The 17,969-nt window shown below is 61.6% G+C and carries 15 protein-coding genes and 1 riboswitch; of the genes, 6 read left to right on the plus strand and 9 right to left on the minus strand.

Annotation, left to right across the window (positions count from 1 at the left end; all coding sequences use genetic code 11):
- Nucleotides 1-4 precede the first annotated feature (4 nt).
- Genes dhaL through MMS95_RS19065 form a run of 3 tightly spaced genes read right to left on the minus strand, consistent with a single transcriptional unit; the run spans nt 5 to nt 2,869 of the window.
- Nucleotides 5-637: a dihydroxyacetone kinase subunit DhaL gene (dhaL, locus tag MMS95_RS19055; RefSeq protein ID WP_015379085.1), complete on the minus strand. Its 633-nt coding sequence runs from the start codon at nt 635-637 to the stop codon at nt 5-7.
- A gap of 9 nt (nt 638-646) precedes the next feature.
- Complete coding sequence (gene dhaK / locus MMS95_RS19060) at nt 647-1,717, minus strand: dihydroxyacetone kinase subunit DhaK (RefSeq protein ID WP_015379086.1); 1,071 nt, start codon at nt 1,715-1,717, stop codon at nt 647-649.
- A gap of 51 nt (nt 1,718-1,768) precedes the next feature.
- Nucleotides 1,769-2,869: a glycerol dehydrogenase gene (locus MMS95_RS19065; RefSeq protein ID WP_085337166.1), complete on the minus strand. Its 1,101-nt coding sequence runs from the start codon at nt 2,867-2,869 to the stop codon at nt 1,769-1,771.
- A 353-nt stretch (nt 2,870-3,222) separates the two neighbouring features.
- On the opposite strand from MMS95_RS19065, the gene MMS95_RS19070 reads away from it, so the two are divergent.
- Both MMS95_RS19070 and MMS95_RS19075 read left to right on the plus strand, forming a co-directional pair.
- Nucleotides 3,223-3,885: a DUF1190 family protein gene (locus MMS95_RS19070; protein ID WP_015379087.1), complete on the plus strand. Its 663-nt coding sequence runs from the start codon at nt 3,223-3,225 to the stop codon at nt 3,883-3,885.
- 3 nt (nt 3,886-3,888) lie between these two features.
- On the plus strand, nt 3,889-5,049 hold the full coding sequence (locus MMS95_RS19075; protein WP_021505070.1) for a glutathionylspermidine synthase family protein: 1,161 nt from the start codon (nt 3,889-3,891) through the stop codon (nt 5,047-5,049).
- Between the two features lie 48 nt (nt 5,050-5,097).
- On the opposite strand, the gene ygiD is transcribed toward MMS95_RS19075, so the two are convergent.
- Nucleotides 5,098-5,880 carry a 4,5-DOPA dioxygenase extradiol gene (ygiD, locus tag MMS95_RS19080; protein WP_004937222.1) on the minus strand — a complete coding sequence of 261 codons (783 nt, stop codon included), beginning with the start codon at nt 5,878-5,880 and terminating at the stop codon, nt 5,098-5,100.
- A gap of 322 nt (nt 5,881-6,202) precedes the next feature.
- On the opposite strand from ygiD, the gene MMS95_RS19085 reads away from it, so the two are divergent.
- A complete protein-coding gene (locus tag MMS95_RS19085) occupies nt 6,203-7,735 on the plus strand; it encodes an alkaline phosphatase (protein ID WP_242142080.1) in 1,533 nt (510 codons plus the stop codon).
- Between the two features lie 53 nt (nt 7,736-7,788).
- Here the strand turns inward: MMS95_RS19085 and ribB are convergent, their stop codons facing one another.
- Nucleotides 7,789-8,442 carry a 3,4-dihydroxy-2-butanone-4-phosphate synthase gene (gene ribB / locus MMS95_RS19090; protein ID WP_004937218.1) on the minus strand — a complete coding sequence of 218 codons (654 nt, stop codon included), beginning with the start codon at nt 8,440-8,442 and terminating at the stop codon, nt 7,789-7,791.
- Nucleotides 8,443-8,551: 109 nt separating this feature from the next.
- A riboswitch (FMN riboswitch) is annotated at nt 8,552-8,712 on the minus strand.
- A gap of 145 nt (nt 8,713-8,857) precedes the next feature.
- On the opposite strand from ribB, the gene MMS95_RS19095 reads away from it, so the two are divergent.
- A complete protein-coding gene (locus MMS95_RS19095) occupies nt 8,858-9,133 on the plus strand; it encodes an accessory factor UbiK family protein (protein ID WP_004937216.1) in 276 nt (91 codons plus the stop codon).
- A 51-nt stretch (nt 9,134-9,184) separates the two neighbouring features.
- On the opposite strand, the gene hldE is transcribed toward MMS95_RS19095, so the two are convergent.
- The 3 genes from hldE to MMS95_RS19110 all read right to left on the minus strand — a co-directional run bounded on the left by hldE (nt 9,185) and on the right by MMS95_RS19110 (nt 14,883).
- Nucleotides 9,185-10,615, minus strand: coding sequence for a bifunctional D-glycero-beta-D-manno-heptose-7-phosphate kinase/D-glycero-beta-D-manno-heptose 1-phosphate adenylyltransferase HldE (hldE, locus tag MMS95_RS19100; RefSeq protein WP_004937214.1), 1,431 nt, complete (start codon nt 10,613-10,615; stop codon nt 9,185-9,187).
- A gap of 77 nt (nt 10,616-10,692) precedes the next feature.
- Entirely contained in the window at nt 10,693-13,530 is a 2,838-nt protein-coding gene (gene glnE / locus MMS95_RS19105; protein ID WP_242142082.1) for a bifunctional [glutamate--ammonia ligase]-adenylyl-L-tyrosine phosphorylase/[glutamate--ammonia-ligase] adenylyltransferase, read from the minus strand.
- 45 nt (nt 13,531-13,575) lie between these two features.
- On the minus strand, nt 13,576-14,883 hold the full coding sequence (locus MMS95_RS19110) for an inorganic triphosphatase (RefSeq protein WP_021505075.1): 1,308 nt from the start codon (nt 14,881-14,883) through the stop codon (nt 13,576-13,578).
- A gap of 278 nt (nt 14,884-15,161) precedes the next feature.
- Here MMS95_RS19110 and MMS95_RS19115 point away from each other — a divergent pair, with 278 nt between their 5' ends.
- Together MMS95_RS19115 and MMS95_RS19120 are read left to right on the plus strand one after the other, a co-directional pair.
- Nucleotides 15,162-15,782: a TIGR04211 family SH3 domain-containing protein gene (locus MMS95_RS19115; RefSeq protein ID WP_004937209.1), complete on the plus strand. Its 621-nt coding sequence runs from the start codon at nt 15,162-15,164 to the stop codon at nt 15,780-15,782.
- A gap of 122 nt (nt 15,783-15,904) precedes the next feature.
- Nucleotides 15,905-17,149 (plus strand): multifunctional CCA addition/repair protein, encoded by a 1,245-nt coding sequence (locus tag MMS95_RS19120; protein WP_004937206.1) that lies wholly within the window; start codon nt 15,905-15,907, stop codon nt 17,147-17,149.
- Nucleotides 17,150-17,189: 40 nt separating this feature from the next.
- Here MMS95_RS19120 and bacA read toward each other — a convergent pair.
- Nucleotides 17,190-17,969, minus strand: a 780-nt coding sequence (gene bacA / locus MMS95_RS19125) for an undecaprenyl-diphosphate phosphatase (protein ID WP_242142083.1), incomplete at its 5' end; no start/stop codon positions are given.

Here is a 17,969-nt window from a genome sequence, read left to right on the forward strand (position 1 = left end):
CCTGCTAACTGCCGGCGACCTCGGCCAGCGTTTTCATCATCAACATCACCGAAGTGGCGCCGGGATCCTGGTGGCCGATGCTGCGCTCGCCCAGGTAACTGGCCCGCCCCTTGCGCGCCTGCATGGTGATGGTGCTCTCCACCGCCCGCTCGGCGCTGTCGGCGGCGCGCTGCAGCGCCTCCGCCACGCTCAGGTTCTGCTGCGCGGACTGGCCGAGGCTTTCCACCACCGGCCACCAGACGTCGCACATGGTCTTGTCGCCCGGCTCCGCTTTGCCGCGCATCACCACGCCTTCAACCCCTTCCTGCATCACCTGATGCAGCTCCGTCAGATCCAGGCTTTGCTTGGCGTTCGCCGCCTGCGCCGCGCGGATGAAGAAGGTGCCGAACAGCGGACCGCTGGCGCCCCCCACGCTCGACAGCAGCGTCATGCCGGTGTTTTTCAGGATAAAACCGATGTCTTTGTCCGCCACCGACGGCAGTTTTTCCACCACCTTATTGAAACCGCGATTCATGTTCAAACCGTGGTCGGCATCACCGATCTCGGTGTCCAACTGGGTCAGAAAATCGCGCTCCCGGCTGAACACCTCGCCGCAACGCATCAGCCAATCGACAACCTGTTGTTTGGTCAACGCCATGATTCCTCCTCAGCAACCCCAACGCAGCGCAGGCGTTTTCACCGGCGCATCCCACAAGGACAACAGCTCGTCGTCCACGTTCAACAACGTGATGGATACCCCCTGCATATCCAGCGAGGTGCAATAAGAACCCACCAGGTTGCGTTCAATGATGATGCCCGCCTCGGCGCAGCGCTCCGCCAGCCGATGGTACACGCCATACAACTCAGACAATGGCGTGGCGCCCAGATTGTTGACCAGCGCGATCACCCGATCGCCGCGCGTCAGCGGCTGCTTGGTCTGCATCTCGTCGCGCCACTCGCCCTGCTGACGATCCCAGACGCGGATCGCGCGCTGATAGTGGCCGTGGTCGATCAACGTATGGAACATGTCGTCCACCGCTGCGTTGAGCGTGGTGAACGGGCGGCGCGCAATGCCTGGCTCGCCGTGAATGCCGACGCCGAACTCCATTTCGTTCTCCGCCAGGGTGAACGACGGCTTGCCGGCGGCCGGCACGGTACAGGCGCCCAGCGCGATGCCGATCGAATGCCCGTGGTTGTTGATGCGATGCCCCAGCGTCACCACGCTGTCCAGATCGTCGCCGCGCGCCGCGGCGGCGCCCAACAGTTTCTCCATCAGCACGGTGTTGGCCACCCCGCGCCGCCCAGCGGTAAACAGGCTGTCTTTGACCGCCACGTCGTCATCCACCAGCACCGTCGCCACCGCGACGCCGCTGTCGTGCAGCAGCTCGGTGGCGGTTTCGAAGTTGAGCACGTCGCCGGTGTAGTTCTTGATCAGCAGCAGCACCCCGGCGCCGCCGTCGATCGCTTGACCACACTCGTACATTTTATCCGGCGTCGGCGAGGTGAAAATCTCACCCGGACAGGCGCCGTCGAGCATCCCTTCACCGACGAAGCCGCAGTGCATCGGCTCATGGCCGCTGCCGCCGCCGGACAGGATCGCCACTTTGCCCGCCACCGGCGCGTCGGCGCGGGTCACGAACACCGGATCCGCGTGCACCAGCAACTCGGGGTGAGCTTCCGCCAGCCCCTGCAACTGCTCTTCCAACACCGACTCGACCTGATTAATCAGTTTTTTCACGATGGTTTCCTCTGTAAGAACAGGGGCGCGGCGCACCGTGCCCCAACGGTATCAATGACGCTGCACCCAGGCGGCGCCCAGCCTATCCGCCGTCAGGATCGCCGCCTGCACGCCCGCAGGGGTGACCTTGAACGGCATGTTGTGAATGGTTTCACCCGCGGCGCAGCTGGCCTCGGCCACCGCCATCATCTTCGCCGTCGCATCGCCGGTGACGCCCATCTGCGCCAGCGTGATCGGCAAGCCGATGTCATGACAAAACGCCAGCACGGTTTCAATCTGCGCCATCGGGCTGTTCTGCAGCACCAGTTGCGCCAGGGTGCCGAACGCCACTTTCTCGCCGTGATACAGGTGGTGACACTCCTCCAGCACGGTGAAACCGTTGTGAATGGCATGCGCCGCCGCCAGCCCGCTGCTCTCGAAGCCGATGCCGCTCAGATACGTATTGGCCTCAATGATGCGTTCCACCGCTTCCGTCACCACGCCGGCCTCGACCGCCAGTTTGGCTTTTACCCCTTCGGCCAGCAGCGTGTCGTAGCACAGCCGCGCCAGACTGAGCGCCGCCAGCGTCGATTTGCCGCCGGCCATGCTGGTGGCCTGCGCGTCGAAGCAGGCCTGGGCTTCGAAATAGGTGGAGAGCGCGTCGCCCATGCCGGCTACCAGCAGGCGCACCGGCGCTTTGGCGATGATGGCGCTGTCCATCACTACCATGTCCGGGTTGCGCGGGTAGATCAGGTATTCAGCGAATTCGCCCTGTTCGGTGTAGATAACCGACAGCGCGCTGGTCGGCGCATCGGTGGAGGCGATGGTGGGAATGAGCACCACTGGCAGCCGTTGGTAGTGGGCGACGGCCTTGGCGGTGTCGAGCGTCTTGCCGCCGCCGACGCCGATCACCCCGCGGCAGCCGTGGGTCTGCAGCTCGCGGCCAAGGCGGTCTATCTCTTTACGGCAGCACTCGCCGTTGAAGCGGGCCGCATGATGTTTCACGCCGTGCTGCTGCAGACTGCCCATCAGGGTGTCGCCCGCCAGCTGCATCACAAAGTCGTCAGCGATCACGAAATAATGGTCGGCGAGGGATTTGGCGTATTCGCCGACGGCGGACAGCGCATTGGCGCCCTGAATGTATTTGCCTGGTGACTGGATGATTCTCAACATAACCGGATCCTTGTAGGGAGTTGGCGATGGTAACGTTCAGATATCAGGTGATGACGCGCCGGCTTCGCCGCCGGCTTGTTGTTGTGCTTCGACTATGAGCGCCTGCCGCCCGCCTGGCGAGCCACGCGATTTTTGTTCCATTATGGAACATCATCATAGCGACAACGTTTCATGATGAAACGCTAACGCGCGTTTTTTCGCCGCGAAAGCGAACTGGCGCACACCCCAACGTATAACTGCGTAAAGAGTGGATTCTGCGGGCGTTTCAGCTTTAATTTTGACCATGTTTCCCCTATCCTTAGCGCCACTACTGGGAAAGGGCGAAAACAGCCCGCATGATGGGATTGATAACGATGAAACGGACAAAAAACATCAACCAAGAGACGTTCCGCAAATCCTGGCGCAGCTACCGTGTCGCGCCCGTGGCCTTGGCGATCAGCGCCGTCTTTATGCTGGCCGGCTGCGAGAAGAGCGATGAAACGGTCTCCCTGTATCAGAATGCCGATGACTGTTCGCGCGCCAATCCTTCGATGAGCGAGCAGTGCACCACCTCCTACAACAATGCCCTGAAAGAAGCGGCGAAAACCGCGCCGAAATACGCCACTCGCGAAGACTGCGTCGCCGAGTTCGGCGAAGCGCAGTGTACCCAGGCTCCGGCACAGGCCGGCATGGCGGCGGAGTCACAAAGCAGCGGCAGCTTCTGGATGCCGCTGATGGCGGGCTACATGATGGGCCGCCTGATGGGCGGTTCCGGCTTCGCGCAGCAGCCGCTGTTCACCTCCAAGAATGCCGCCAGCCCGGCGAACGGCAAGTTTGTCGACGCCAGCGGCAAGAGCTACGGCCCGGCCACCGCCGGCGGCCGCACCATGACGGTGCCGAAAACTGCCATGGCGCCGAAGCCTGCGGTCACCAATACCGTTACCCGCGGTGGCTTCGGCGAGACCGTGGCCAAGCAGACCAGCATGCAGCGCAGCAGTGCCACCTCCAACTCCGGCTCTCGCAGCATGGGCGGTTGATGCATGAAACGTATTGCTATTACTGAGCGCCCGGACTGGCGTGAAAAAGCGACCGAGTTCGGTTTTCGTTTCCACACCATGTACGGCGAGCCGTACTGGTGTGAAGACGCCTATTACCAGTTCACGCTGGCGCAGATTGAAGAGATCGAAAGCGCCACCGCCGAGCTGCATCAGATGTGCCTGCAGGTGGTGGAGAAAGTGGTCGGCAGCGACGAGCTGATGGCCAAGTTCTGCATCCCGAAACACACCTGGGAGTTCGTGCGCAGCTCCTGGCGCACCAACCAGCCGTCGCTGTATTCGCGTCTCGATCTGGCCTACGACGGCGTCAACCCGCCGAAGCTGCTGGAGAACAACGCCGATACGCCGACCTCGCTGTATGAAGCGGCCTTCTTCCAGTGGCTGTGGCTGGAAGATCAGATCAATGCCGGCAAGCTGGATCCGCAATCGGATCAGTACAACAGCCTGCAGGAGAAGCTGATCGAGCGTTTCGCCGAGCTGAAAGCGCATCACGGCTTCGGCCTGCTGCACCTGGCCTGCTGCCAGGACAGCGAAGAAGATCGCGGCACGGTGCAATATCTGCAGGACTGCGCGCAGGAAGCCGGTCTGCCGACCGAGTTCCTGTTCATGGAAGAGATTGGCCTTGGCGAGAAAGGTCAATTCACCGATCTGCAGGATCAGGTGATCGGCAACCTGTTCAAGCTCTATCCGTGGGAATTCATGCTGCGCGAGATGTTCTCCACCAAGCTGGAAGACGCCGGCGTGCGTTGGCTGGAGCCGGCCTGGAAAAGCATCATCTCCAACAAGGCGCTGCTGCCGCTGCTGTGGGAAATGTTCCCGAACCACCCTAACCTGCTGCCGGCTTATTTCGCGCAAGACGATCATCCGCCGATGGATCATTACGTCACCAAACCGCTGTTCTCGCGCGAAGGCGCCAATATCCAGATCGTCGAAAACGGTCAGGAAGTGGCGCGCGTCGATGGGCCGTACGGCGAAGAAGGTATGATCGTGCAGCAGTTCCATCCGCTGCCGAAGTTCGAAGACAGCTACACGCTGATCGGCAGCTGGCTGGTGAACGATCAGCCCTGCGGCATCGGCCTGCGCGAAGATCGCGAACTGATCACGCAGGATCTGTCGCGCTTCTATCCGCACACCATCCTCGGCTGATCGCTCCACTGAAGGTAAAAACGCCAGTCTCTGACTGGCGTTTTTTCTTTAGCCCACCTGCACCGACAGCATGCTAAGCGCCCCCATTTCGATACCGTCGATCGGCACGCTGATGGCCTCTTTTCCATCCCAGCCGCCGAGCACATACAGCAACGGCAGATAGTGTTCCGGCGTCGGATTCGACAGCGCCGCCCCCTCATGGCGCATGAAATCCACCAGCGGATGGTTATCGCCCCGATAACGCAGGTTATCCCGGACAAAGTTATTGAATGATTCCGCCCACGGGTAGGCGCTGGTATCGCCCTGCCATTTCACCATGCGCAGGTTGTGCACCACGTTGCCGCTGGCGACGATCATCACGCCCTCGTCCCGCAGCGCGGCGAGTTTGCGGCCCAGCTCATAGTGATAGGCCGCCGGCTGCGTGCCGTCGACGCTGAGCTGCACCACCGGAATGTCAGCATCGGGATACATCTTGATCAGGACACCCCAGGTGCCGTGATCCAATCCCCACTCGCCGAGATCCGCCGTTACCGGCACCGGCGCCAGAATTTGCTGCAGCTGCGCGGCCAGCGCGGGAGAGCCCGGTGCCGGATAGCGGGTATCAAACAGCGCCTGCGGGAACCCGCCAAAGTCGTGAATGGTTTTGGGTTTTTCCATCGCGGTGACCGCAGTGCCGCGGGTATACCAATGCGCGGAAACCGCCACGATCGCCTTAGGGCGCGGCAATGACTCACCCAACGCACGCCATGCCCGGGTGTAACGGTTGTCTTCCAGCACGTTCATCGGGCTACCGTGGCCAAGAAACAGTGCCGGCATACGAGAGGTGTTCATAGAGGGATCCTTAGTTCAAATTGTGCTATGCCGCTACATTACGCGCTTTGCCGCACCAACACAGCCGGATAACCGTGATGAAGATATTCAATAAATTTGAATTAAAAGTAGAGAAATACGCCGGTCCGCAGAAAGATAAAAAAATCATATATTTCAATAAATTAATAATATCAGTGAATAGCATGACATTACTGCCACACAGATCCAATTTGTGAACAATTTATGTATTTTTTGTTAACATAATCTATACACTCCTCCTCTGCCGACGGGAGCAGGCAACGCCGTCGCGCGATGGGAATTACGTCTCACCAAGGAGGAATTCATGTTCGGACTCACACTGGCAACCCGCCTGGCGCTTTCCATGTTCTTACTCGCCGGCTGGACGGCAACCACCGGCGCGGCGGACAACGCGCAGCTGACGCAGCGCGAAGATCCTTACTTCCTTCAGGCGCAAGCTCAGCTGCAACAGCGGCTGAAGCAAACGCCAAACACCAACCGCGCCAAAAACGTCATTCTGGTGGTCGGCGACGGCATGGGGTTTTCCACCGTGACCGCCGCTCGCATTTTTGAAGGGCAGCAGCGCGGCGTGGATGGCGAATCCAACGTGCTGGCCTGGGAGGCCTTCCCCTATTTGGCGGCGGCCAAAACCTACTCCGCCGACGCCCAAATCACCGACTCTGCGCCCAGCGCGGTGGCGATGACCACCGGCGTCAAAACCATCAACGATCTGATGGGCCTCAACCATACGGCTACCCTCAACAACTGCGAGGATCAGCAAACCAAGGCCGTCACCACGCTGTGGGAGATGGCCGCAACGCTCGGCATGTCCACCGGCGCCGTGACGACCGCCACCATTACCCACGCCACGCCGGGCGCCACCTATGCCCATATCGCCAATCGCGACTGGGAGTCTGACGCCAAAATGCCGGCGGACGCCCTGGCCGCAGGCTGCCGCGACATCGCGCGCCAGCTGGTGGAAATGAAGTACGGCAACGGCCTGAACGTGGCGATGGGGGGCGGGCGCGCCAACTTCCTGCCCGACAGCGTGAGCGATCCGGAATATCCCGGCAAGAAAGGCGCCAGAAAGGACGGCCGCGACCTGACGCAGGCCTGGCTGCAACGCTACGGCGAGCGCGGGCAATACGTCTGGAATCAGGCGCAGTTCGACAAAATCGAACCGGGCAACGTCGACCATCTGCTGGCTCTGTTCGAACCGTCGCACATGAACTTCGAGCACGACCGGCGGCAAGACGCGGCGGGAGAACCCTCACTGGCGGAAATGACCGGCAAGGCCATCGATATTCTGTCCAGGAATCCTGAGGGCTACCTGCTGTTAGTCGAGGGCGGACGCATCGATCACGGCAGCCATAACGGCAATGCCTACCGCACGCTGAGCGACGCGGTCGCGCTGAACGAAGCGGTGAAAACCATCATCGATAAGGTCAATCTGGACGACACGCTGGTGATCGTGACCGGCGATCACAGCCACACGCTGACCATCGCCGGCTATGCCAAGCGCGGCAATCCTATCCTCGGCATTTCCGTCGGCGTCGACGGCAAACCGCGGCTGGGCAGCGACGGCAAGCCCTACACCACCGTCGGCTTCGCCAACGGCCCCGGCGGCACAATCCCGCTGACCGAGCGCCCGGCATTAACCATGGAACAGGCCACCGCGCCCGACTTTATTCAGCCGGCGCTGGTGCCGCTGAAAAGCGAGACGCACGGCGGGGAAGATCTCGGCATCTACGCCATCGGCCCCTGGGCCCATCTGTTCCAGGGCACGGTGGAGGAGAACTACACCTTCCATGTGATGAATTATGCCAGCCGCATCGGCGAACGCCTGTCAAAACGCTAGCCACAAAAAAAGCCGCTTTACGCGGCTTTTTTATCGTTGAAAGCGGCCGGCGATCAGCTGGCTTTTTTCTCGTGCGCCTGGCGGTAGGCCACCAGATCTTCGATGGTCAGCACCACCATGTCGTGCTGTTTGGCGAAGGTAATCACTTCCGGCGCATGCGCCATGCTGCCATCGTCGTTGGTCAGTTCACACAGCACGCCGGCGGGTTTGAAACCGGCCATGGAAACCAGATCGATGGTCGCTTCGGTGTGGCCGCGGCGGCTCAGCACGCCGCCCGGCTGCGCGCGCAGCGGGAACACGTGGCCCGGACGGTTCAGGTCGCTCGGCTTGGCGCTGTCTGCCACCGCCGCACGGATGGTGGTCAGGCGATCGGAAGCGGATACCCCGGTGGTCACGCCCTGCGCCGCTTCGATGGTCACGGTGAAGGCGGTCTGGAACTGGCTGGAGTTGTTGGTCACCATCATCGGCAGCTCAAGCTGCTGACGGCGTTCTTCGGTGATGCACAGGCACACGATGCCGCTGCCGTGGCGAATAGTCAGCGCCATCTGCTCAACGGTCATGGTTTCCGCGGCGAAGATCATGTCACCTTCGTTTTCACGGTTTTCATCATCGAGCACCATTACGCCGCGCCCGTTGCGCAGTGCGTCGATCGCGCGTTCAACGCGTTCTGTTGGCGTGCCGAAGTCTGAAAGTAGCGTCTGATTCATGGTAAAAAACCTCATTAAAAATTATGGATTACCAGAACCAGGGCGATCTTGAGGAGTAGCTAGCAATAGCTAAAAAAATAACGCAAGCGGGCGCATGCCCGGCAGATACCGTTACTCTCTCCCATCCGGACTATAACCGTCGGCCCCGGAATTACACCGGATCTGCTGACCTCTAACCGGCCTTTACAGGCTGGCTGAGCGCTCGCGGGCTTTCACCGTAGAAGGTGATTTACCGCCGGTGGGGACTTTCACCCCGCCCTGAGAATAAGCAAGATGACTATAACGCTAATGGGTAGACAGGGCAATTGGCAAAAGCACAATTCGGCCACGTACGGCGAATGCGCTTAATGGTTTATCCGGCGGGCAACTCGCATTACACTAAGCGGCAGCTATTAAACTCTGAAAGGGATACGCCATGATTGACCCGAAAAAAATCGAACAAATCGCACGCCAGGTTCATGAGTCCATGCCTAAAGGCGTTCGTGAATTCGGGGAAGACGTTGAGAAAAAAATCCGTCAGGTGCTGCAGTCGCAGCTGACCCGTCTGGATTTGGTTAACCGCGAAGAGTTCGACGTGCAGACTCAGGTGCTGTTGCGCACCCGCGAGAAGCTGGCGCTGTTGGAGCAGCGCATGGCCGAGCTGGAAAGCAAGCTGAGCGCGGCGCCGGCCGCCAAGCAGGAAGACGAATAATTCCCGCCAAGGGCGCGCACCGCGCGCCCTTGATCTTTAGGTTGCCCGGCGTTAGCCGCGCCCGTCTTTGATCGCTTTGATGATGTTGGTGGTCGACAGGCCGTCTTCAAAGTTCAGCACTTTGACATCGCCGCCGTTGGCCCACACTTCCGCACTGCCGGCAATCTCTTCCGGCTTGTAATCGCCGCCTTTCACCAGCAGATCCGGCAAGATGTCGGCGATCAAGCGCTGCGGCGTGTCCTCCTCGAACGGCACCACCCAATCCACCGCTTCCAGCGCGCCCAGCACAATCATGCGGTTCTCCAGCGCGTTGACCGGGCGTTTTTCCCCTTTCAGACGCTTGGTCGAGGCGTCGCTGTTCACCGCCACGATCAGGCGATCGCCCAGTTTGCGGGCGTTGGCCAGATAGGAGACGTGGCCGGCATGCAGAATGTCGAAGATGCCGTTGGTCATCACCACTTTCTCACCGCGCTGACGCGCCTGCGCCACGGCGTTTTTCAACTGTGCTTCGGTCATCACGCCAAAGCCGGTTTCGGCGCGGCCGCGCACCGCGTTTTCCAGCTCGATCGGCGACACGGTAGACGTACCGAGCTTGCCCACCACCACGCCGGCGGCGGCGTTAGCCAGGAAGCAGGACTCTTCCAGCGAATTGCCGGCGGCCAGCGAGGCGGCCAATACGCCGATCACGGTGTCGCCGGCGCCGGTCACATCGAACACTTCCTGTGCCTGGGTCGGCAAGTGCAGTGGCTCAACGCCAGGCTGCAGCAGCGTCATGCCGTGTTCGGAGCGGGTAACCAGCAGCGCCGACAGCTCGAAATCCGCCACCAGCTTCATGCCGCGTTCCACCAGTTCCGCTTCATCCTTACAGTGGCCCACCACCGCTTCGAACTCGGACAGGTTCGGCGTCAGCAGCGTCGCGCCGCGATAGCGCTCGAAATCGGAGCCTTTCGGATCGATCAGCACCGGCACTTTGGCGGCGCGCGCCAATTGGATCATGCCCTGCACCTGGCTGAGCGCGCCCTTGGCGTAATCGGACAGCACCAGCGCGCCGATCTGCGGCAGCGCCTGCTGAATGCGCTCCAGCATCGGCTGCGGATCGACGTTGGAGAAGCCTTCTTCGAAGTCGAGACGGATCAGCTGCTGGTTACGCGACAGCACGCGCAGCTTGGTGATGGTCGGATGGGTCGGCACCGAGACGAAGTCGCAGCGCACGTTGACTTCATTCAGCTTGGCGCTCAGCGCCCGCGCCGCATCGTCGATGCCGGTCAGGCCCACCAGACGGGAAGTGGCGCCCAGCGAAGCGATGTTCATCGCCACGTTAGCCGCGCCGCCGGGACGCTCTTCGATGGTATCGACCTTGACCACCGGCACCGGGGCTTCCGGTGAAATGCGGCTGGTCGGCCCATACCAATAGCGATCCAACATGACGTCACCGACCACCAGCACACCGGCGCGGCGAAAATCAGGCAGCGTAACTTTCATCCGATAACTCCAAAAAAGAACAAAATTTTAGTGGCGCAGATATTACCACAGACCGCCGGAATACCCGCAAAAAGGTATTAATCCAGCCATTTGGCCCAGCTGGCGCGCACCTGCTCGCGCTCGGCGGCAAACAGCTCGCTGCCGACCTTGCCGGAATGTTCCTGCAGCGCCAGGTGGTGGATCTCGTCGCGCATGGTGACATAAGCCTGGGTCAGCGCACGCGCCTCCTCTTCCGGCATGATGTCGTAATTGGCCATCAGCTCGAAGATACGCACGTTGTCCGACCAACGCGTCAGGCGCGGTTCACCCGGCGCATAGCGTAAGACCAGATATTGGGCGATAAATTCGATGTCGGTAATGCCACCCTCATCGGCCTTGATATCAAACAGATCGCGCTGCTTGTTGCCGAGATGGTTGCGCATTTTTTCGCGCATCTCGCGCACTTCGCGCTTCAGGGTCTGCGCATCGCGCGTTTTGCACAGGATCTCGCGCCGGATCGCGTCGAACTGCTGATGCAGCGCCGGGTCGCCATGCACGATGCGCGCGCGCACCAGGGCCTGATGTTCCCAGGTCCAGGCTTCGTTTTGCTGGTAGTCGGCGAACGCCTCGACGGTGCTGACCAGCATCCCCGCAGCGCCGGAAGGCCGCAGGCGCGCGTCCACCTCATACAGAATGCCCGAGGACGTGCGGGTGCTGAACAGATGCATCACCCGCTGCGCCAGCCGCAGGTAGAACTGGCGGCCGTCGATGCAGCGATCGCCATCGGTCATCACCTCCGGCGGGCAATCCAGCAGGAACACCAGATCGAGATCGGAACTGTAACCCAGCTCCCAGCCGCCCAGCTTGCCGTAGCCGATCACCGCAAAGCCGCGCCCTTCGCGCTCCTGCAGATGGGTCGGTTGGCCGTAGCGCGCCACCATATCGCTCCAGGCCTGCTGCACCACCGCGTCGATGATCGCCTCCGCCAGATAAGTCAGGTGATCGCTCACTTTCATCACCGGCAGCGCGCCGGCGATATCCGCCGCGGCGATGCGCAGCTGCTGCGCCTGTTTGAACTGGCGCAGCGCCTCCAGCTTTTGCTCTTCATCGTCTTCCGGCACCCGCAGCAGGTACTGACGCAGCTCGCTGCGGTAGGCGTCCAGCGCCACCGGCTGATACAGCGTGGCCGGATCCAGCAGCTCGTCCAGCAACAGCGGGTAACGCGACAGCTGGTTGGCGACCATCGGCGACGCGGCGCACAGGCGGATCAGATGGCTGAGCGCCGCGTGATACTCCACCAGCAACTCGAGGTAGGTGGTGCGGGTGACGATGCTGAGCAACAGCTGCGCCAGCCGCACCAGCGCGGTCGGGGCGTCCTGGCGCGGGCATACCTCCGCCAGCAGGCGCGGCATCAGTTGATCGAGCACGTCGCGGCCGCGCGGGCCGATAGTGCGCTTGTCGACGTCGTGGCGGAAATCGGCGATGGTGCGCAGCATCTGTCGGCGCCCCTCTTCATCGAGGTGCGGCGTCAGCGGCGCCAGCTCGTTCTCCTCCAGCGCGTCCTGCCACAGGCTGTGGTAGTGCTGGTAGTCGGGATCTTCACCGACATCCGGGCTATCGTCGCCGATCAGGTCGTCGAACACCGCGCGCACCGCCTGCATGTGCGCGTCCAGCGCCGCCATCAGCGCCGGCCAATCCGCCAACCCCATGCCGTAGGCCAACCGCGCCTGATCGAGCGCCTCCTGCGGCAGCGTCTGGGTTTGCTGATCGCCGATCGCCTGCAGCAGGTTCTCCAGCCGCCGCAGGAACAGGTAGGCGGCGCTCAGCGCCCGCACCTGCTCACTTTCCAGCAGCCCCAGCTCACCCACCGCCTGCAACGTCGGCAACAGCGAACGCCCCTGCAACGCCGGTTCACGGCCGCCGCGGATCAGCTGGAATACCTGAGTGATGAATTCGATTTCGCGAATGCCGCCGGCGCCCAGCTTGATGTTGTCCTTCAGACCGCGCCGCCGCACTTCGCGGGCGATCATGCCCTTCATGTTGCGCAAAGATTGGATGACGCTGAAATCGATGTAGCGGCGGAACACGAACGGCCGCAGCGTTTTGCGCAGCTCCTGGCTGTAGGCGTCTTCCGCCCCGCCCATCAGGCGCGCCTTTACCATCGCATAGCGCTCCCAGTCGCGCCCCTGTTCCTGGTAGTAATCCTCCAGCGCCGCAAAGCTCATCACCAACGGGCCGCTGTCGCCGAACGGCCGCAGCCGCATGTCGACGCGATAGACGAAGCCATCGATGGTCTGTTGATCCAACGCCTTGATCAGCCGCTGGCCGAGGCGGGTGAAGAACTGGGCGTTATCCAGCTCGCGCCGCCCGCCCTGGGTTTGACCATTTTCCGGGTAAGCGAAGATCAGATCGATGTCCGATGAGAAGTTCAGTTCGCCGCCGCCCAGCTTACCCATGCCGAGGATCAACAGCGGCTGCGGCTCGCCGGCGGCGTTGCACGGCGTGCCCCATTCGCGGCAGCAGGTTTGATACAGCCAGTCGCGCGCGCTGACGATCAGCGTCTCCGCCAGCCCGCTCAGCTGCAGCAACGTTTCTTCGGTCGAACACAGCCCCTGCGCCTGCGCCCAGGCGATGCGCACCAGCGTTTCGCGGCGAAACAGACGCAGCGTACGCATCAGCTGCGCTTCGTCGCGCACCTCTTCCAGCTCGTCCTGGAGCCAGGCGGCATAGTGTTGCCACTCGCCGGGTGCCGGCGGCTGTTCGCGCAGCGTCGCCAGCCAGGCCGGCTGGGCGAGCAGCGCGTCGCTGACGAAATCGCTCGACGCCAGCACCCACTGCTCCTGCTCGCTAAAGGCGCAGTCCGCGCCGTGAACTTCCTGAAAACGCTGCACAACCTGCTGTGCCTGAGCCTGTAACGCGGCTGAAAGTGGCGACATAGTGTATGACCCGTTCTGCGGCCCGCGGCTGGCGGGCCGGCTGGATTAACGAAGCGCGCCGTTTAACCAGAATGGCGCATGCGATAAGGCCTGTTTGCGGCTGGCTTCATACCAGCCCTGGCGGCGCTCGCTCAGCGCCGCCTGCAGCTCGCGCCAGGCGTCGATATAAGGCCCGGTCTGCTCGTCGGGGTAAGCGCCCGACAGCAGGACCAGCGCCGAAATCTGACGCGTCAGGCGCGGCAATTGTTCCTGATATTCATCTTCGTTCAGCGTACGGCTGAAGGCCTCTTTCAGCTCCGCGCCGCTGCGCCCCAGCATGATGTCGCTGAAGCGTTTGAAAGAACCGTCCAGCTTGGCCTGCGCTTTGGCGTCGATAAACGGCCGCCAGGCGCCGCGCACCAGCCATGATGTGAGCGCCAACTTACATTGCAGGTAGACCGCGCTGTAACACAGGATCTCCGGTTGCGCGGTTTTGTCCGCCAACAGCGGTTCGAGCTCGGTCAGGCGGGCGCGCAGATCGGCACTGGCCTTGCGCGGCACCAGGCCGCCGAAGATCACCAGCGCCTGGCGGATCGTGCCAACCGCCTCAATCACCGAAGCGCGCGCCTGCGCGTCGCCGCGCAGCCACAGCTCTTCATGGTACTGCCAGTGGTTGAGCGCCAGCTCGAAGGCGGCGATCATCCCCTGCTCCACGGTCGCCTTCGCCGCCGGCTTCAGCACCCGCAGCGGGCGCACCTCACGCGGCGGATTGCCCTGCGCCAGGTGGTAACCGCGCGCCGCCTTGCTCAGGCTGCCCTGACGCAGCCCGTCGTGCGCCGCCAGCTCACCGGCCAACGCCAGCAGATCGGCGGTATTGCCTTTCAGCAGCTCCAGTTCTATCTCGCTCAGGGCTTCGCTGAGGCCACCAGCACGCACTTCTCCCTGATCCAGGCCAATCTCTATCTCGCTTTGGCCGTAAGTAACCACCCACTTCTCACGCACGAAATCCGTACGGAACAGCGGTTGCAACGCCTGCTGCAGCGCCGCGATATCGCAATCCTGCGGCCAGATGTCGGCAGGAAACTGCGCCAACGCCAGCTGCGGCTCGGCGATAGCGACATTGTATTCCGGGCGCTGGTGCAGGCCGCCCACCACTTTACCGGCGGTTTTGATGGTCATCTCATAGCGATCGTCGAAACCGCGAATGCGCAGCCCCATGTCGTGACTGCGCAGGAAGTTGTCGGCCGTTTCGAAGTAAATGTTGGTCAGCTTTTGCGGCGCGGAATGCTGATGCGGCCAGGCGGCGAGCCAGTGTGGCAGAGCGGCCACCGCTTGCGGCGCGGCGATGAATTTCAGTTCAATTTCAACGGTCATAATTCTTTAACACCAATAAGTTACGCATTCGCGTCGGTTTCAGCGCGGCGCGCTCGGCCCGCCGTATGCTGCCCACTGACGCACAGTTGCCGTTATCTTACCGCGATTCCCGGCGCCTTAACCCTGCTAACTGTAGAAAAAACCTGTTACGTTATAAAACGCTGCGCAACTCACAGAATCAGCCACAGTAAGATAGTTCTCATTCCGGTTTTGGCGTTGCGTCGTCAGACTGAACCCTCTACTATCGTTCCATAAATTCACCCAGAAACGATGAACTAATGCAGAAATTACGCCTGATTTTCCTTGCCGCGCTGAGCTTCAGCATCACTTGGGCCGCACATGCCGAAGATAAACGCTATATCTCCGATGAGTTAAGCACTTACGTCCATAGCGGCCCAGGTAATCAGTACCGTATTGTCGGCACTCTGAACGCCGGTGAAGAAGTGACCCTGCTGAGCGTCAACGACAGCACCAACTACGGCCAGATCCGCGATCCGAAAGGCCGCACCACCTGGATCCCGCTCGACCAACTCAGCCAGACGCCAAGCCTGCGCACCCGCGTGCCGGAGCTGGAACAGCAGGTGAAAACCCTGACCGACAAGCTCGCCAACATCGACAACACCTGGAACCAGCGCACGGCGGAAATGCAGGAAAAAGTCGCAGGCAGCGACAGCACCATCAGCAGCCTGCAGAAGGAAAACCAGGATCTGAAAAACCAGCTGGTGGTCGCGCAGAAGAAGGTCAACGCCGTTAACCTGCAGCTCGACGACAAGCAGCGCACCATTATCCTGCAATGGTTCATGTACGGCGGCGGCGTCGCCGGCGTCGGTTTGCTGCTGGGTCTGCTGTTGCCGCACCTGATCCCGCGTCGCAAGAACAACAATCGCTGGATGAACTGATCTCAGTATCGTTCAGTTTGAGTTTGGGCGCCTGCGGGCGCCTTTTTCATTGGCGCCGACATCCCGCGGCCAATTCATGTAATCTGATAGACAGAGCCTTACACGATATTCAGGAGTCAACAGTGCAGATTTATCTGGTCGGCGGCGCCGTTCGCGACAGCCTGCTCAACATTCCGGTGGTCGATCATGATTGGGTGGTGGTGGGCGCCACGCCGGCGGAGCTGCTGGCGTTGGGCTACCAGCAGGTCGGCAAAGATTTTCCGGTGTTCCTCAATCCCGATACCCACGAGGAGTACGCGCTGGCGCGCACCGAGCGCAAATCCGGCCAGGGGTACACCGGTTTTACCTGCTATGCCGCGCCGGACGTCACGCTGGAAGAAGATCTGCTGCGGCGCGATCTGACCCTCAACGCCATCGCCCGTTCCGCCGAAGGGGAACTGATTGACCCCTACGGCGGCGTGGCCGATCTGCAGGCGCGCGTGCTGCGCCACGTTTCCGACGCGTTCGGCGAAGATCCGCTGCGCGTGCTGCGCGTGGCGCGATTCAATGCTCGCTTCGCCCATCTGGGTTTTCGCATCGCCGACGAAACGCTGGCCTTGATGCGCCGGATGGCGCACAGCGGTGAACTGGCCGCGCTGACCGCCGAACGCGTCTGGAAGGAAACCGAAAAGGCGCTGCAAAGCCAGAGCCCGCAGGTCTATTTTCAGGTGCTGCGCGACTGCGATGCGCTGGCGGTGCTGTTCCCGGAAATCGACGCGCTGTTCGGCGTGCCGGCCCCCGCCAAGTGGCATCCGGAGATCGACACCGGCGTGCATACGCTGATGGCGCTGGCGATGGCCGCCCGCCTCACTCCCGAGGTGGACGTACGCTTCGCCACCCTGTGTCATGACCTCGGCAAAGGATTGACGCCAAAAGAGTTCTGGCCGCATCACCACGGCCACGGCCCGGCGGGCGTGCGGCTGGTCGAAGCGCTATGCCAACGGCTGCGGGTGCCCAATCCGGTGCGCGATCTGAGCAAGCTGGTGGCCGAGTACCATGATTTGATCCACACCGTGAACAAGCTGCGGCCGGAGACCCTGCTGAAGCTGTTCGACGCCATCGACGTCTGGCGCAAGCCCCAAAGGCTGGAGCAGATGATCCTGACCAGCGAAGCGGACGCGCGCGGCCGCACCGGCTTTGAGGAGAATCCTTATCCGCAGGGCGACTATCTGCGCCAGGCGTATCAGGTGGCGAACGCGGTATCTATTAAAGAGGTGGTAGCCAGCGGGCTGCAGGGCACCGCGATCCGCGATGAGCTCAAACGCCGTCGCCAGCAGGCGCTGGCCGACTGGAAGCTCAACCAAACCATCCTCAACGATCAGGCATAAAAAAAACCCCGCAGAGCGGGGTTTTTTCTTGCCATCGGGCTTACAAGAATACCATGTAAACCACGGCCGCCACGATAAAGCGGTAGATGGCAAACGGCACGAACGAGATGCGTTTGATCAGCGACAGGAAGGTCTTGATCGCAATCAGCGCCACCACGAAGGCAGTAACGAAACCGACGGCGAACATCGGCAGATCGCCCCAGGTCAGGAAGTGCAGGCTCTTGTACAGATCCAGACCGCTGGCGCCAATCATCATCGGCACCGCCAGGATGAAGGAGAACTCGGACGCCGCATAGCGGTTTACGCCCACCAGCATACCGCCGGCGATAGTGGACCCCGAACGGGAGAAACCCGGCCACAGCGCCAGGCACTGGAAGCAGCCGATCATGAACGCCTGGCGGTAGGTGATGTCATCCAGCCCTTCCGCTCTCGGTGTCTTCGGCTTCAGCCATTCCGCCGCCAGCAACAGCAGGCCGCCGACAACCAACGCGTACATCACGTTTTTCGGCGCGAACAGCGATTTAATCACATCGTGGAATACCAGACCCAGCACCACCGCCGGGATCATCGCCAGCAGGATATGCCCCAGCTTCAGTTGACCGCTGGTTTTGCCCTCGTGCTCCACCGGCTTGCCGCCGAAATGGATGCCGATCAGGCCGAACAACCGGCGCCAGAACATCACCACCACGGCCAGGATAGACCCCAGTTGGATGATGACTTCAAAGGTTTTGGCTTTGTCGCCGGTAAAACCCAGCCACTCGCCAACGATAATCATATGCCCGGTGGAAGACACCGGCAGAAATTCGGTTAACCCTTCGAC

This window comes from Serratia sp. PGPR-27, assembly GCF_022678525.1.
Taxonomy (GTDB): Bacteria; Pseudomonadota; Gammaproteobacteria; order Enterobacterales; family Enterobacteriaceae; genus Serratia; species Serratia nematodiphila.

What these genes read in the sequence shown, in the direction of transcription:
- MMS95_RS19110 (WP_021505075.1), bottom strand. Translation starts at nt 14,883, where the DNA reads ATGACCGTTGAAATTGAACTGAAATTCATCGCCGCGCCGCAAGCGGTG.
- glnE (WP_242142082.1), bottom strand. Translation starts at nt 13,530, where the DNA reads ATGTCGCCACTTTCAGCCGCGTTACAGGCTCAGGCACAGCAGGTTGTG.
- MMS95_RS19115 (WP_004937209.1), top strand. Translation starts at nt 15,162, where the DNA reads ATGCAGAAATTACGCCTGATTTTCCTTGCCGCGCTGAGCTTCAGCATC.
- hldE (WP_004937214.1), bottom strand. Translation starts at nt 10,615, where the DNA reads ATGAAAGTTACGCTGCCTGATTTTCGCCGCGCCGGTGTGCTGGTGGTC.
- MMS95_RS19085 (WP_242142080.1), top strand. Translation starts at nt 6,203, where the DNA reads ATGTTCGGACTCACACTGGCAACCCGCCTGGCGCTTTCCATGTTCTTA.
- MMS95_RS19095 (WP_004937216.1), top strand. Translation starts at nt 8,858, where the DNA reads ATGATTGACCCGAAAAAAATCGAACAAATCGCACGCCAGGTTCATGAG.
- MMS95_RS19075 (WP_021505070.1), top strand. Translation starts at nt 3,889, where the DNA reads ATGAAACGTATTGCTATTACTGAGCGCCCGGACTGGCGTGAAAAAGCG.
- ygiD (WP_004937222.1), bottom strand. Translation starts at nt 5,880, where the DNA reads ATGAACACCTCTCGTATGCCGGCACTGTTTCTTGGCCACGGTAGCCCG.
- dhaL (WP_015379085.1), bottom strand. Translation starts at nt 637, where the DNA reads ATGGCGTTGACCAAACAACAGGTTGTCGATTGGCTGATGCGTTGCGGC.
- ribB (WP_004937218.1), bottom strand. Translation starts at nt 8,442, where the DNA reads ATGAATCAGACGCTACTTTCAGACTTCGGCACGCCAACAGAACGCGTT.
- MMS95_RS19070 (WP_015379087.1), top strand. Translation starts at nt 3,223, where the DNA reads ATGAAACGGACAAAAAACATCAACCAAGAGACGTTCCGCAAATCCTGG.
- MMS95_RS19065 (WP_085337166.1), bottom strand. Translation starts at nt 2,869, where the DNA reads ATGTTGAGAATCATCCAGTCACCAGGCAAATACATTCAGGGCGCCAAT.